16 protein-coding genes are annotated in these 14,947 nt (G+C 64.8%); 8 read left to right on the top strand and 8 right to left on the bottom strand.

Going from position 1 to position 14,947, the window contains the following annotated elements; translation table 11 throughout:
• Nucleotides 1-2: 2 nt before the first annotated feature.
• Nucleotides 3-872: a class I SAM-dependent methyltransferase gene (locus J3E64_RS17530; RefSeq protein ID WP_253344335.1), complete on the top strand. Its 870-nt coding sequence runs from the start codon at nt 3-5 to the stop codon at nt 870-872.
• Between the two features lie 150 nt (nt 873-1,022).
• Entirely contained in the window at nt 1,023-1,490 is a 468-nt protein-coding gene (locus J3E64_RS17525; protein ID WP_253344334.1) for a hypothetical protein, read from the top strand.
• Between the two features lie 419 nt (nt 1,491-1,909).
• Here J3E64_RS17525 and J3E64_RS17520 read toward each other — a convergent pair whose 3' ends face one another.
• From J3E64_RS17520 to rnd, 5 genes are all read right to left on the bottom strand, one after another.
• Entirely contained in the window at nt 1,910-2,179 is a 270-nt protein-coding gene (locus J3E64_RS17520; RefSeq protein ID WP_253344401.1) for a 3TM-type holin, read from the bottom strand.
• An 11-nt stretch (nt 2,180-2,190) separates the two neighbouring features.
• Entirely contained in the window at nt 2,191-2,730 is a 540-nt protein-coding gene (locus J3E64_RS17515; RefSeq protein ID WP_253344333.1) for a glycoside hydrolase family 108 protein, read from the bottom strand.
• Nucleotides 2,731-2,836: 106 nt separating this feature from the next.
• Nucleotides 2,837-3,226, bottom strand: a complete 390-nt coding sequence (locus J3E64_RS17510) for a nuclear transport factor 2 family protein (RefSeq protein WP_253344332.1) — start codon at nt 3,224-3,226, stop codon at nt 2,837-2,839.
• A 38-nt stretch (nt 3,227-3,264) separates the two neighbouring features.
• A complete protein-coding gene (locus J3E64_RS17505; RefSeq protein WP_253344331.1) occupies nt 3,265-3,573 on the bottom strand; it encodes an I78 family peptidase inhibitor in 309 nt (102 codons plus the stop codon).
• 10 nt (nt 3,574-3,583) lie between these two features.
• Nucleotides 3,584-4,750 carry a ribonuclease D gene (gene rnd / locus J3E64_RS17500; protein ID WP_253344330.1) on the bottom strand — a complete coding sequence of 389 codons (1,167 nt, stop codon included), beginning with the start codon at nt 4,748-4,750 and terminating at the stop codon, nt 3,584-3,586.
• 128 nt (nt 4,751-4,878) lie between these two features.
• Here rnd and aspS point away from each other — a divergent pair, with 128 nt between their 5' ends.
• The 5 genes from aspS (at nt 4,879) to J3E64_RS17475 (ending at nt 10,349) form a co-directional block, all read left to right on the top strand.
• The gene (aspS, locus tag J3E64_RS17495) at nt 4,879-6,663 is read left to right on the top strand and encodes an aspartate--tRNA ligase (protein ID WP_253344329.1); all 1,785 of its coding nucleotides are present in this window, start codon (nt 4,879-4,881) and stop codon (nt 6,661-6,663) included.
• Between the two features lie 100 nt (nt 6,664-6,763).
• A complete protein-coding gene (locus J3E64_RS17490; RefSeq protein ID WP_253344328.1) occupies nt 6,764-7,846 on the top strand; it encodes a DUF5694 domain-containing protein in 1,083 nt (360 codons plus the stop codon).
• Between the two features lie 31 nt (nt 7,847-7,877).
• A complete protein-coding gene (locus J3E64_RS17485; RefSeq protein ID WP_253344327.1) occupies nt 7,878-8,675 on the top strand; it encodes a polyphosphate kinase 2 family protein in 798 nt (265 codons plus the stop codon).
• Nucleotides 8,676-8,749: 74 nt separating this feature from the next.
• On the top strand, nt 8,750-10,090 hold the full coding sequence (locus J3E64_RS17480; protein WP_253344326.1) for a methyl-accepting chemotaxis protein: 1,341 nt from the start codon (nt 8,750-8,752) through the stop codon (nt 10,088-10,090).
• Nucleotides 10,091-10,163: 73 nt separating this feature from the next.
• Complete coding sequence (locus J3E64_RS17475) at nt 10,164-10,349, top strand: hypothetical protein (protein ID WP_253344325.1); 186 nt, start codon at nt 10,164-10,166, stop codon at nt 10,347-10,349.
• A 9-nt stretch (nt 10,350-10,358) separates the two neighbouring features.
• Here J3E64_RS17475 and bla read toward each other — a convergent pair whose 3' ends face one another.
• Complete coding sequence (bla, locus tag J3E64_RS17470; RefSeq protein WP_253344324.1) at nt 10,359-11,249, bottom strand: subclass B3 metallo-beta-lactamase; 891 nt, start codon at nt 11,247-11,249, stop codon at nt 10,359-10,361.
• Between the two features lie 108 nt (nt 11,250-11,357).
• Between bla and J3E64_RS17465 the strand changes: the two genes are divergently transcribed.
• Nucleotides 11,358-12,230 (top strand): LysR family transcriptional regulator, encoded by an 873-nt coding sequence (locus J3E64_RS17465; RefSeq protein WP_253344323.1) that lies wholly within the window; start codon nt 11,358-11,360, stop codon nt 12,228-12,230.
• Here J3E64_RS17465 and greB read toward each other — a convergent pair.
• Both greB and J3E64_RS17455 read right to left on the bottom strand, forming a co-directional pair.
• Nucleotides 12,218-12,703 (bottom strand): transcription elongation factor GreB, encoded by a 486-nt coding sequence (gene greB, locus J3E64_RS17460; RefSeq protein ID WP_253344322.1) that lies wholly within the window; start codon nt 12,701-12,703, stop codon nt 12,218-12,220. The genes J3E64_RS17465 and greB overlap by 13 nt on opposite strands.
• A 55-nt stretch (nt 12,704-12,758) precedes the next feature.
• Nucleotides 12,759-14,849: a lytic transglycosylase domain-containing protein gene (locus J3E64_RS17455; protein WP_253344321.1), complete on the bottom strand. Its 2,091-nt coding sequence runs from the start codon at nt 14,847-14,849 to the stop codon at nt 12,759-12,761.
• Nucleotides 14,850-14,947 lie beyond the last annotated feature (98 nt).

Below are 14,947 nucleotides of genomic sequence, written 5' to 3'. Positions count from 1 at the left end.
TCTTGAATCTTCACACCCTCATCGGCGAACCCTGGCGGGATTATGGGCTGCTCGATTCCGGGGACGGCCGGAAGCTGGAACGCTATGGCGGCTATCGTTTCATCCGTCCCGAACCGCAGGCCATGTGGGCGCCCGCGACGCTCGACTGGGGCGCGGATGGCGAGTTCATCCCCGGATCGGACGAGGATGGCGGCGGCCGCTGGTATTATGACCGACCCGTGCCCGCCGAAGGCTGGCCGCTGGCATGGAACGAGGTGAGGTTCCAGTCCAGTTGCACGCCGTTTCGCCATCTGGGCTTCTTTCCCGACATGGCACCGGTCTGGGAATCGTTGCGCGAACAGATCGCCGACAAGGTGGAGCCGGAAGTCATGAACCTGTTCGGCTATACCGGGGTCGGCACGCTTGCGCTTTCGGCAGCTGGTGCGAAGATGGTGCATGTCGATGCGTCCAGGAAGTCGGTGGCGCAGGCGCGCGCCAACGCCGCCCTGTCGGGCATGGAGGAGAGGCCTGTCCGCTGGATCGTCGAGGATGCGGCCAAGTTCGTCGGACGCGAAGTGCGGCGCGGACGCCGTTATGACGGCATATTGCTCGATCCGCCCAAATATGGCCGTGGCCCCGACGGCGAGGTTTGGCGGCTGGAGGCCGACTTGCCGGGCCTGATCGCCAATTGCCGTGCGCTGCTGGACGCCGACAGCCGCTTCCTGTTCCTGACCGTCTATGCCGTGCGCATGTCGGCTCTGGCGATCGGTGAATTGCTGAAGCAGGCCTTTGCCGACCTCCCCGGAACGGTGGATGCGGGCGAATTGGTCGTACGCGAAGAGGCGCGGGGATTGTTATTGCCGACCGCGATCTGGGCACGCTGGCGGCGTTGAAGGGCGATCCGCCCTTTTCGCCTTGAGCCGGTCGCCCCGGTCCGGCATGGACAGGACATGGGTCTATTTCGCTCCTCGCTCATGGCTACACTCCTGCTGGTTCTCCTCGGCTCTTGCGTTGGCCCGCCTTCGGGCCGTGTCACAGCGCCCATGCCCCCGCCCGCATCCTCTCCCGATCGGGCGCCTCCTGCCCCTCGTCCGGCGCCGCAACCGGCGCCGCCGACAGCCGGCTGGCAGGATCGCGCCCTGACGCCGGGCACATGGAGCTACCGCGCGGAAGCGGGTGGCAGCATCGCCGTTTACGGCGCCCCGGGCGGCATGCCGCTTCTCTCGCTACGTTGCGACCGCCCGACGCGGCGCATCAGTCTGGTGCGCGAGGGCATGGGGCAGGGCATCATGACGGTGCGCACCAGCTATGGTGCGTCGAGCTGGCCCGCCACCACGCAGGCCGCGCCAAAGGCGCAAACGGTGGCCGTGCGCAGCGCCACCGATGCCGTGCTGGACCAGATCGCGTATAGCAGGGGCCGCTTCGCGGTTGAGGTCGCCGGCCTCTCGCCACTCGTCCTGCCGCCCTGGGCGGAGGTCGCAAGGGTCGTGGAGGATTGCCGGGGCCGATGACGATGCGGATGTTCGGCGCGGACGGACAAGTATGATTCCAAAAAAGAATAATACAAGCCTTGAAGATACGCTGCGACTGATTCACATTCCACTCGTGACCAGCCTTAAAGGCAGCAGGCCCGGGTCGGTCACGCGGGCTTCAACATAGCGAAAGGAGGTGATCCGATGTCTCATGGTTCAGATATGGGGTCGGTCAAGTCCATTCGAGGAATGCGCCGCTGAGCGACGCCGCTGCGTCGATCCATCCTGACATTGCGAGACCGTTGCGCGCCGACATACAGGCCGTCCGCATGTCGCGGGGATAGCGCGATCATCATTCCTCTCTTGGGCGGCACTTCCCGCCACTGACCATGTCAATGATGGGCCGCCGGGGCTTTGCGCCCGGCGGCCCCTCTCATGTCCAGGGTCATGGTCAGCAGTCACCTCTCGACACCTTTTACCTTTCCCCAGGCTCGGGCGGCGGTGTAGCCCAGATAGCCCGTGCCGAAGAGCGCGTAGAGCGGTTCGGGCAAGGCGTTCAGATAGGCTCGCATGCCCGCAATCACGGCCCTTGCCGTTGCGGGGCTGATACCCGCGATCAGCCCCATGGGTATCGACCAGAGCAGCAATGCGTACATGACATAGAGGAAGGCCGGACGTGCGCGTGCCGCCCATATATCGCTCCGTTCCTGTGCATCAGCTTGCGCCATCATCCTGTCTCCTAACCGATACGGTTTGCCAGCCAGCCATAGAGAAAGGCCTCATTGGCGGGTCTCGCCTCTGCCAAGGCGATGTAGCGTTCGCCTTGCAGGGCCTCAATGGCCTTGAGCAGCACCTTGTCGCCCCGGCTGCCCCTCAACGCGCGAAAGGCGCGGAGGGCGCCCAATGTCCGACCGCCGATGACGCGATCGACCCTGAGATCGGGATAGTCTTTCTGGTTGCGGTTGAGCGCGTTGAGCGCGCGTTGCAAGAACCCCGTCGCGATCGCCGGTCCCATGTTGACCGCCGTGTCGAACAGTTCGGCCGCGATCGACCAGCTCGTTTCTGCGATAAATGCGTAGCCGGGCCGTTGCCAGTAGAGCCGGCCATAAATGGCTTCCGCGACATCGCGCGGCAGCGTCTTCATGTCCCCGCCATAGCCGTTCGCGCGGGCGACCGCCTGGGTGATGCCCATATTAGTCGGCCCGCCCCTGTCTGCCGGATGGTCGCTATATCCGCCTTCCCGCGCGATCACCTCATCAATCAACTCCGCAATGTCCATCTGTCGCCTCCTGCCGGATCGGGAAAGCGACTCAGTTATCCCATATGGTTATGTGTAGGACAGCGCAAATATGCGGCTGGCGCCGTGAGCGGGGTAAATTCGATGTTTACGCCAGGGTGAGGAATATCTCCGCTTCCAGCCGCCATTCCTCTCCATTCAAACGCCATTTTGCGCTGTAATCACCCGATGTGGCTGGTCGGTCGTCCGACCGCGCCCTACCTTCCCAATGCCCCTGTTCCATCGCGACGGGTTCGATCGGAGACACCAGAATATCGCGGGGCGTGCGGACATAGACGATGCGGTCCGCCGCGGCGAACTCGCGCCGCCACGCCAGCAGTTGCGCCTTTCGCCCGACGATGACCGCGCTGTCCGTTCCGGTGATGAGCACAACATCCTTCGCCAGGATCCGCTCGATGGTTGCTAGGTCCGCGTCGGCCAACGCCCGGTTGAAGCTGGCCCGGCGCATCCGGATGGCGAGGTCGGCCTCCGCTGTCATGCCGGACTCGAGCGGCCTTGCATCCGGGGGCCCCGACGCTATCCGCACCGCGCGGCGGTGATGACCATCTGTTCGTCATAAGCGACGGTCAGCCGGTCGGCGCGGAAATCCATGGTCAGCGCCATGCCGGGGCCGCCCCAGCGCAGCGTTTTCGCGCCCGACGCTTTCAGCAGGGCCGCGCCTGTTTCCGCACTGGCCTTCTGACCAATGAATCGATCCAGCCCGTCATTGTGGCAGGGTGCCTCGGCCGTGGCGGGCGTCGTGGCCGGACCTCCGGCGTCCGCGCCGGTACAGGCGCCCAGCGACAGGATCATCCCGGCGGTCATGCCCAGTGTCCCGGTCCGCATATGCGTCTCCTTATTCGGTGCGGGTCATCTTCAGTCGGCCATTTTTGACCGCAAAGGCCATGCGGCCTTCCACCAGATCAACCGCGTCACGCCCATATTGTTCATACCGCCAGCCCTCCAATATCGAGAGCCCGTCCCGCACCCCCGCCGCCAGCGCGTCGATATCGTCAGCGCGCGCGATTAGCCGCGCCGCGACGTCGATGTCGCGCGACCGGATCTTGAGAAGCAATTTCAGCAGGTCCGCGACCAGCGCTCCGTCCTTGCCCAGCCCCGGCCGGCGCGGCTCGCGGTCGGGCATTTCGTCGCGGTCCAGCGGTTCGGCCTGTTTGATCGCGTGCATCAGCCTCGCACCGATGTCGTTGCTTTTCCATGTGGCAGACAGGCCGCGCACCTTGCCCAGATCGTCCTGTACCCGCGGCGGGTGGCTGGCGATGTCGGCCAGTGTCTCGTCCTTCACGATGCGGCCACGCGGCAGATTTTTGTCGCGTGCCTCCATCTCGCGCCAGGCAGCAAGCGCTTTCAGGCGGCCCAGCACGTCGGCCTTGCGACTGGCGATGCGCACGCGTTTCCATGCCTGCTGCGGGTCATTTTCGTAATTGGCCGGATCGCTGATCCGTTCCATTTCCTGATCCAGCCAGTCGCCGCGCCCGGTCTTCTTTAGTTCCTCCAGCATCTTGGGGAAAATCTGGATCAGATAGGTCACGTCGCCGATGGCATAGTCGATCTGGCGCTTGTCGAGCGGGCGGCGCGCCCAGTCGGTGAAACGCGCGCCCTTGTCGAGTTGCACGCCCAGCCACGCGTCGACCAGATTGCCGTACCCGATCTGCTCGCCCAGCCCCAGCGCCATGGCCGCGATCTGCGTGTCGAACATGGGGTGCGGGGTCTTGCCGGTCAGGTTGTGGACGATCTCTATGTCCTGACCGCCGGCGTGAAAGACCTTCAGCACATCTTCATTATCGACCAGCAGGTCGAGCAGCGGCGTCATGTCCAGGCCGGGTGCCTTGGGATCGATCGCCGCGGCCTCATTATCGTCGGCCACCTGTACCAGGCAGAGGTCGGGCCAGTAGCTGTTTTCCCGCATGAACTCGGTATCGACGGCGATATAGGGGGATTTGGCGATCCGGGCGCAGAAATCGGCGAGTGCCTGGTTTTCGGTAATCAGCGGATGAATTTGCATATGGTCTTCGATCTTATTATGGGCTGGCCCGCTTCCTTGGCGGGCTCGTCGATGTTCGACATTGAGCCCATAGCCGGGCTGCAACAATTTGTCATTTCCGTAAAACAGTTCTGAAAGATCAAAACGCCATGCACGCCTATCGCACTCACACCTGCGGCGCCCTGACCACGGCCGAAGTCGGTAACGAGGTCCGCGTGTCGGGTTGGGTGCATCGCAAGCGCGATCATGGCGACCTGGTCTTCATCGACCTGCGCGATCATTATGGCATGGTCCAGATCGTGACCGAAGTGGACGGCCCGGTGTTCCAGGTGATCGAGGGGCTGCGCGCGGAAAGCGTCGTCACCGTCACCGGGAAGGTCGTCGCCCGCGCGAAGGAAGCGGTCAACCCCAACCTGCCGACCGGCGAGATCGAGATTCGCGCGCTGGATGCCACGGTCCTTTCCGCCGCCGCCGACCTGCCGCTGCCGGTCGCGGGCGAGCAGGAATATCCCGAGGATATCCGCCTGCGCTACCGCTTCCTGGACCTGCGCCGCGAGACTCTGCACGCCAACATCGTCAAGCGCACGCAGATCATCCGCGACATGCGCCGTCGCATGGAGGACGCGGGCTTCACCGAATATTCGACGCCTATTCTGACGGCTTCGTCGCCGGAAGGCGCGCGCGACTTCCTGGTGCCCAGCCGCATCCATGCCGGTAAATTCTACGCCCTGCCGCAGGCGCCGCAGCAATATAAGCAGTTGCTGATGGTCGCCGGTTTCGACCGTTATTTCCAGATCGCGCCCTGCTTCCGCGACGAGGACCCGCGCGCCGACCGCCTGCCGGGCGAATTCTACCAGCTCGACCTCGAAATGAGCTTCGTTACCCAGGAAGATGTCTGGAACACGATGGAGCCGGTTATCGCCCAGGTTTTCGAGGCGTTCGCGGACGGCAGGCCGGTGACCCCGGCGGGCAGCTTTCCGCGCATCCCCCATGCCGAAGCGATGCTGAAATATGGCAGCGACAAGCCCGACCTGCGCAACCCGGTCATCATCGAGGACGTGACGGAGCATTTTCACGGCTCGGGCTTCGGCATTTTCGCCTCGCTGGTGGAAAACGGTAGCGTGATCCGAGCCATTCCGGCGCCGGGCGCCGGCGCGGGTAGCCGCAAATTCTTCGACGAGATGAACAATTGGGCACGGGGCGAAGGCTATTCGGGCCTTGGCTATATCAACATCAAGGATGGCGTGCCCGGCGGCCCGATCGCCAAGAACCACGGTGAGGAAAAGACCGCGGCTCTCATCGCGGCGCTCGGCCTGGGTGCCAATGATGGCGTGTTCTTCGCAGCGGGCAAGGAAAGCCAGGCGGCCAAGCTCGCCGGCCTTGCCCGCATCCGCGTGGGCGAGCAGCTCGACCTGATCGACAAGGACCGTTTCGACCTGTGCTGGATCGTCGATTTCCCCTTCTACGAATATGACGAGGACGAAAAGAAGATCGATTTCGCCCACAACCCCTTCTCGATGCCGCAGGGGGGGCTGGAGGCGCTCAATACACAGGACCCTTTGACGCTCAAAGCGTACCAATATGACATGGTCTGCAACGGATATGAGATCGCGTCGGGTTCGATCCGTAACCAGTCGCCCGAAGCCATGGTAAAGGCGTTCGAACTGGTGGGCCTGAGCCAGCAGGATGTGGAGGACCGCTTCGGCGGCCTCTATCGCGCCTTCCAGTACGGCGCGCCGCCCCATGGCGGCATGGCTGCAGGCGTCGACCGCATCGTCATGTTGCTGTGCGGCGCGCAGAATCTGCGCGAGATCACCCTGTTCCCGATGAACCAGCGCGCCGAGGATCTGCTGATGGCCGCGCCCAGTGCGGCGGAATTGAAGCAGTTGCGCGAACTGCACATCCGCGTGGTGGAGCCTCAGGCGAAGGCTTAATCGCCCCGCCGCCCGCACGAAAGGCCCTGCTCTTCCAATCGGGGTCTTTTCTTTTTGCCCTGCTGTATTATTGATATAATACACAGTGCCAAGGGAGAGGATGATGCGGTTCCGGGCGATGATGATGGCTGCTGCGATGGCAGGCATGGCGACGACGATGGTGCAGGCTTCCGGCCCGGGATTCGACCCCCGCGCGCTGAAGGACGATATACGGGGGCGGCCCAATGCGATCATGGTGCTCGGTACGGCGCACCTGTCAGGCTGGCCTGATGATTTCGACCCGTCGTCGCTCGCTCCGCTGATAGATCGGCTGGCGGCGTGGAAGCCGGCGATCATCGCAGTCGAATCCCTTTCCGGGCTGCAATGCGATGCCCTGCGCCGCTATCCCGCACGCTATGCGGATTCGGTAAAGGATTATTGCTGGGATCCCGCACCCGCGCGCGCGGCCACCGGGCTCGACGTGGGCGCTGCCAATGCGGAGGCGGAAAAGCTGCTGGCCATCTGGCCCGCCGATCCCTCACCGTCTCAGCGACGACACCTTGCCGCACTGTTCCTGGCGGGCGGCGAGCAGGATTCTGCGCTGGTGCAATGGCTGCGTCTCCCATGGGCGGAGCGGCATCAAGGCGATGCGCTGGATGCGACGCTCGTCGCGCGACTGGAAAAACTTCGCAACCGTCGCAACGAAACGACCCTGATCGCCGCGCCGCTGGCAGCCCGGTTGGGGCTGGAGCGGGTCGTACCGATGGATGATCATAGCGCGGACGCGCCGGTCCCGGATGAAGAGGCCTATGGCGCGGCGATCATGGCGGCGTGGGACAATCCGGATACTGCGCGGCGCAAGGCTGACGAACAGGCGCTCGTCGCGCAGCTTGGGCAGTCAGGCGGCGTTTTGTCCGCCTATCGCGTCTATAATGCGCCGGACCAGGCCCGTCTCATTTATGAAAGCGATTTCGGCGCGGCGGCGCGGGAGGCTTCGCCGCAGCAGTTCGGTCGCCGTTATCTGGGCTATTGGGAAACGCGCAACCTGCGCATGGCCGCCAATATCCGGGACGCGGTCGCGCGGGTGCCGGGTGCGCGCACGCTCGTGATCGTGGGCGCATCGCACAAATTCTATCTTCAGGCGTATCTTGACATGATGCAGGATATGCGCGTGATCGATACCGACGTCATACTGGCCCCTTGACCATTGGCAGGAGAGGGGAAAGGATGGTGCCATGACCATCGACCTGTCCGACTATGAAAAAGGCAAGAAATACAAGGGCGATTATGACGCCGATCTGGCCGCGCTGCAGGAACGGCTGGCCAAGGTCCAGGTCGCCCACATCATCCACAACCGGCGTAGCGTCATCCTGCTGGAAGGGTGGGACGCCGCGGGCAAGGGCGGCATCATCAAGCGGATGACCGCCGACTGGGACCCGCGCTACTATCAGGTCCATCCCGTTGCCGCGCCGACCGATGTGGAGCGCGACCATCATTTCCTGTGGCGGTTCTGGACCCGGTTGCCTGCGGGCCGCAACATCGCGATCTTCGACCGCAGCTGGTACGGCCGGGTACTGGTCGAGCGGGTCGAAGGCTTTTGCAGCAAGGCCGACTGGAAGCGGGCCTATGACGAAATCAACGCATTTGAGCGCCAGCAGGTCGACGCGGGCACCAACATCGTCAAGCTGTTCGTCCACATTACCCAGTCCACGCAGGACGAACAACTCGCCCAGCGGCTCGACACGCCGTGGAAGCGATGGAAGACGGGGGCGGACGATTATCGCAACCGGGCACGGCGCGCCGACTATCTGGATGCCATGCACGCCATGTTCAAGAAGACGGACACCGACGCGGCTTCCTGGCATGTGATCGACAATAATCATCGCAAGGCGGGACGCATCGCCGCCCTTACCTATGTTGCCGACCGGCTGGAAAAATTGGTGCCGATGGATTTTCCGGACGCTGATCCGGCGGTCGTGAAACTGGCACGCGAAGCATTCGGCTACACCCCTGACTGTCAAGAAAATAGTTGAAAAACAGCACCTTGTCACAAAATTGTAACGCTCACATAACCCCCTGTTTACCGGTTTTGCCTATCGGGTAGCACATGAACGCCGCTGTGCTCCCTTTCGCCTCGCCCCAGACGGCGCCCTCGCCCTCGCCCTCGTCCTCGCCCGCCGCCCGGCATGTCGCGGTCGATGCGCCGTCGATTCGGCTGGGCCGCCCGCTGAGCGAGGCGGTCGACCATTTCCAGCGCGATCCGGCGCTGCGGCTGCTGCCGGTGCTCGATGGCCAGGGGCGTCCGGCCGGCGCCATCTATGAAGGCGACATGCGGCGCATCCTGTTCAACCCCTTCGGCCATGCGCTGTTGCGCAACCCCAGCTTCGGCGGGCGGCTGGACGACCATGTGCGGCCCTGCGCCAGCGCCGACCAGGCCAGCGACATCGAGGCGCTGGTTGATCTCTATGCCGCGCAGGGCGACGGATGCGAAGGGTTGATCGTCACCGACGGCGGGGTGTTTGCCGGAGTGCTGAGCGGTCCGCTGCTGCTGCGCCTCACTGCAGAGCGCGATGCGCGCGTGGCGCTGGCGCGCGCCGAGCGGCTTGGGCGCATATCGCAGGAAAGCGCCGATTTCCGGGGCGACGTCGCCCGGCTGATCGCGGACCTTGTGGCCATGGCGGACGAGTTGGCGACGCTGGCGGTCGATGCCACCGAGCGCGTGGCGCTCGACGATGCCGATGCCGCGGCGATGGCGGTTGCGGCCACGCAGACCGCCGACCGCCTGACGAGCATCGCCGCTGGCGGCGCGGAACTGGGTCAATTGTTCGCGTCGATGGAAACCGAAGTTCGCGATGCGGGCGACGCCATTCGCGAAGCGGTCGCGCGCAGCCGGGCTGGCGCAGCGCGCAGCGATGCTCTGGCCAGGGAAGCCGACGATATCGGCGCGGTCGTCGCGCTCATCGACAGCATCGCGCGGGCGACAAGCATGTTGGCGCTCAATGCCAGTATCGAGGCGTCACGGGCCGGCGCTGCGGGCGAAGGCTTCGCCGTCGTCGCCCGAGAGGTGCAGTCACTGGCGACGCAGACGCGCGACGCCGCGGCGCAGATTTCGGGCCGGATCGAACATTTTCGCGGTGCCATCGGCGAAGTGGCGGCGGGCCATGCCCATATGGATGCGACCATGACACGTGCTGACCGCCTGTCCGCCGCCGTGTTTGAAGCGGTCGCGCGACAGGGCGATTTTAGCCGGACGCTGACTGAAAGCGTCGCAGAAGCGGGGACGTCGAGCGATCATATCCGCACCGGCGCGCGCCAGATCAGCGACAATGCACACGGCCGCGCGCGCGCCGCGCGGCTGATGCGCGACGTGGCCGGGCGGCTTGCGGACGACGCCCACCGGCTGGAGGCGCGCGCTGGCGGCTTCATCGCTGCGATCCGGGCCGCCTGACCTGATCTATGCCACTGGCGCACGGCGCGAAACGCGCTACTGTGCGTGTCCCATAAAGAAGGAGAGGCACGCCATGCTCGTCATGTTCGTCGGTACCGACCGCACCGAAACCGCCATCAATCCCATGCAGGTCACGTTCGTTTCGTCTGTCGCCGACGGCACGCGCATCCGCTTTGGCGAAGGGCGCAGCGTGACGGTCACCGAACCTATCGCCCACGTCCTCGACTCCCTCAACCGCGCGTTGCGCCCGCACGAATAGGGCCGGGCCTTACAGGCCCTGCGCCAACCTCTTGTCGAGCGCGATCCGTGCGTCGTCGGCATAGGCGCGGCAGGCATCGGCACGGGCGAACGGATGGGGCTCCCTAGCGAGCGCCAGCCGCGCCAGCTTGTCCCCGTCACCCGATGCCGGGTGGGACGTGATCAACATATCGCAGCCCATCGCCTGGACTTTGGCAAATGTTCCGCGAAACGCCTGGACGAAGCGCCGATGCGTCGGATCGCCGAAGTGCCAGCCATCGGCCGCGATCGGGTTTAGGCTGGAGGCAAAAACAATCCTCTTGCAAGACCTTCCCTCACATTGCGTCCAGCTCCAGCTCATGCTGCCCAGCGTATGCCCAGGCGTGGCGTGCGCAGTGATGACGGTATCGCCCAGTCGGATGCGTTCGCCGTCCCGCGCCGCACGCACGTTCGTCACGCCGGGGAAGCGGGCCAGCCACGCTGCCTGGGGATCGTCGGGATCGCCACCGCCGTCCCGCAGCACGGGTGCGGCCGCTGCACCTGCAACCGTCGTTGCGCCGCTGTCGCGTGCCAGCGCGGCGATGCCACCGGCATGATCATAATGGGGTTCGGTGCTCAGGATCAACCGCACGTCGCGGATGGAATAGCCCAGCCGGGCGATATTGGCCTCTATGTCGTGCACCGCCTGCGGCACCGCACCGTCGATCAGGATCAGCCCGTCGCTGGTCCTGATGAGCGCGACATTCAGGCCGCCGAATCCGACAAGGTAAGTTGAACCGAACAGGCGGACCGGCTCCTGCGGTGTCAGCCACTGGCGCGCATGGTCGGGTGCGACGGGGCGGAGCAGGGGGTCGTCGGGCGCGTCGGCCCCGGCGGATAAAAGCCCAGCCATGCTAATGGCGATGATCCAAGGTCCACGCATCGATTGTCTCCCGTTTACACTAAAAAACCGAAATTGGAGCGTTTAGCGCGGCCTCGCAAAGCATCATTTCTCGACAGAGGCATCAGGAAAACTTATGGCTTGGCGACGATGGATCGCGCCCAGCTGCCTCTGAATGCCTTGCGCGCTTTCGAAGCCGCGGCGCGCCATCTGAATTTCACGCGCGCTGCCATCGAACTGTGCGTCAGCCAGGGCGCTGTCAGCCAGCAGGTCGCCCAACTGGAAGCGCGGCTCGGCATATCCCTCTTCCGCCGCCTGCCGCGCGGCCTGATGCTGACCGACGAAGGTCGCGCTCTGCTGCCGGTGATGGGGGACGCGCTCGACCGGATCGGTGCGACGCTCGGCCGGATAGAGGGCGGCCGCCCGCGCGAGGTGCTCAATCTGGGCGCGGTCGGAACGTTCGCGGGCGGATGGCTCCTGCCGAAGCTGGAGGATTTCGGGCGGACCTGCCCACATGTCGACCTGCGCCTGTTCACCAACAACAACCGCGTGGACCTGGCCGGGGAGGGGCTGGATCTTGCCATCCGCTTCGGTGACGGCGCCTGGCATGGCACCCATGCGGAACCGATCCTGCGCGCGCCGCTTTCTCCGCTCTGTTCGCCCGACCTGGCGGTGCGTCTGACCGATCCCGCGGCGCTTGCGCACGAAACGCTGCTGCGATCCTATCGGGCGGACGAATGGCCGCAATGGTTCGCGGCAAAGGGTGCGGCCTGTCCGCCGCTGCGTGGGCCGGTGTTCGACAGCTCAGTGCTGATGGTGCAGGCGGCGCTGAGGGGGCATGGGGTGGCACTGGCACCGCCAGCGCTGTTCGCCGCGGATCTGCAAGCGGGCCGTCTGATCCAGCCTTTCGCGACCATGATCGACCTCGGCGGCTACTGGCTCACGCGTCTGATGTCCCGCGCCGACAGTCCGGCCATGGCGGATTTCCGGGCCTGGCTGGCGGCGGCGGTTCAGACGGGATAGGCGATTGCCATCACCTCATATTCCCGCTCGCCCGCCGGCAACATGACCCGGCGCAAATCGCCGACGGCGGCGCCGCGCAAAGCGCGGGCGATCGGCGATCCCCATCCGATCCGGCCGACATCGACATCGGTCTCGTCATTGCCGACGATCGTCACAACACGGTGATTGTCGTCCTCGTCCGCGATGGTGACCGTCGCGCCGAAATAGACCCGGCTCTTGTCGGGCTGCTGCCGGGGATCGACCACCCTGGCATCCTTCATCTTCTTCGACAGGCGCTTCAACTGCCCGTCGATTTCGCGCATCCGCTTGCGACCGTAGAGATAGTCGCCATTTTCGCTGCGGTCGCCATTGCCAGCAGCCCAACTCACGACCTCGACGATCTTCGGGCGCTCCACCCCTAGCAGATAGTCATAGTCGGCACGCAGCTTCGCGAAGCCGTCGGGCGTGATATAATTGGGATAAGGGGCAGCCATCACCATCCCTTATCCCTGGCGGCGCCGGTCGCGCAAATTGCCCGTGCCGTAAAAATCAGCCCGGCGTCTGTTTCCCCAGATAGCGGCTAAGCACCGCGCCCGATCCCCGGAATTTGGCCCGCTCCGGGTTCATCGCCTCATAGACCACTGCATTTTCCAAAACGCGCTGGACGTAATTTTTCGTTTCGTAGATCGGGATCTCCTCGATCCAGCGCAGCATGTCCGCGCCGGGTAGGCGCGGGTCGCCATTGGCGCGAATCCATTTGTTCACGTTACCCGGCCCCGCATTATAGGCCGCGACGGCCAGCGGGTAGCTGCCGCCGTAATAATCGAGCATTCGCTGGAAATAGCCCGAGCCCAGCATGATGTTGTAGCTGGGATCGTTCAACGAGGCGGGGTTGTAGCCCATGCCCAGCTTGCCGGCCTGCTCGCGGGCGGTTCCGGGCATCAACTGCATCAGCCCGCGTGCGCCGGCATGGCTGACGATCTGCTTGTCGAACTGGCTTTCCTGCCTCGCGATGGCATGAACCATGGTCCAGTTATATTGCGCGCCGCTCGGTACGGGAACGCGGGGAAAGGCGCTTTCGCCATAGCCGGTCAGGCCGCTGGACACCGCGCGGCGGCCGACCATCACGCCCATGTCGGGGCGACCGATCTGCTGTGCCAGTTCGGCCGCGAGGAAATGATCCGTGTCGGTGTCGGCGTTATTGGCGATGGCCCGGGCGAATTTGCTCTGATCCTCCCAATATCCCATCTGCCCCAGCGCCTTGACGGCCCGCACCACCGACCGGTTGCCAAAGGCGGCGCGTTCCGACGCGGAAATCGGCACCGGCCGTTCGACCGTGGCGGGGGCAGGAACCGGGCGGCCCAGACGTTCGAGCGCCAACTGGCCGTAAAACTGATCGGGGAAGACCGCCGCCTGCCCGAAATAGTTGCTGGCACTCGCCGCATCACCGGCGGACAGGGCGGCGCGGCCCGCCCAATAATAGCCCTTCGACCGGGTCTGCGGCGATTTCGCCGCGTCGGCATAGCGACGGAACATGCCCACCGCGTCGGACGGCCGGTTCAGATTGTAGAAGGCGGTCGTGCCCGCCAGCCAGGCCAGGCTGGTATAATCGTCGCGCACGCCGATCGGCTGGTCGCTGACGTCGGAGCCGGGAGCGACCGCGTCGTCGATCTTGCTGGCGATGCCCCAGGCGAAGCTCCATTGGCTGTCGTTCGCCGCCGCGCGGGCGTTGGTCAGCAGCGCCTCGTAGAATTCCTCGGCATCGCTCGGCCGGTACGTCACCGCGGGCCGGTTCGCCAGATATTGCCGCGCCGCGACCGAATTGCCGCTGTTGCGCAGCCACATCGCCTTGTCGGCGACGTAGCCCGCATCGGTCACGCCCCCATTTTCCGCCGCCTGCATCAACGAAGCAGCCTCTGGAGCACGGCGTTGGAATGCGATGCGCGCCTCATAGATAGGGCGGCGCGCGGGGCTGAGATAGGCGAGCATCCGTGTCGCACCGGCAGTATCGTTCGCCCACAGCAACGCATCCGCGCGACGGTCATGGTCGGCGGCGGTGAAGCCCGACCCGAACAGGGACAGCAGTCGTGCTTCATCGCTGGGTTGCAACGAACCGCCGATCCACGCGTCGCGCGCCGCCACGCGTGCCTCGTCCATGCGGCCGAGCTGCATCAGGGCGACCGCGTTGCGGGCGTTGCCCACCGCCGTGCGCGCAGGATATCGGGAAAAGAAGGCGACGACCTGCTGGGGCGAATAGCTGTCGGGATTGATTCCCGTTTCCGCCAGCCGGCGCATCCGGTCCTCGCCTGGCCAGCCGGGATTGGCCATGATGAAGCTGGCATAGGTCGAAAAGCCCAGGCCGTCGCTTTGCTGCAAGGCGCGCCACTGGCTGATCGTGCCTGCGATGGTCCCATCGCTCGGCTGGCCGATTCGCTGCTGCACCTGTTGCCACTGGCCCTGAGTGCTGGCGGGCGACGTGGTGCCATATTCGGACGGGACGGGCTGTACCACCGCACCGGGCGGATAGCTTGGCTGGCCTTCCGTCTGGGCGCTGGCCCCGGCGGTCATGAGCAACAAGGCAATAACGGGCATTCGGATCAGATAACTTTCAACATGAGGGGAGGCGCGCATGCTGGACATAATCGCATTTGCATCCTTATCAGGCCCTGAATGACGCGCTATAGCGCGCCGCTTGTCGCATCATGCCCCGGTAGCCCGGAGATTTGAAGGAGTTTCAT

Origin of the sequence: Sphingobium sp. OAS761 (assembly GCF_024168485.1) — a bacterium.
Classification (GTDB): domain Bacteria; phylum Pseudomonadota; class Alphaproteobacteria; order Sphingomonadales; family Sphingomonadaceae; genus Sphingobium.
The sequence above is the reverse complement of the archived record's forward strand: the minus strand, read 5'-3'. Positions and strand labels throughout refer to the sequence as shown.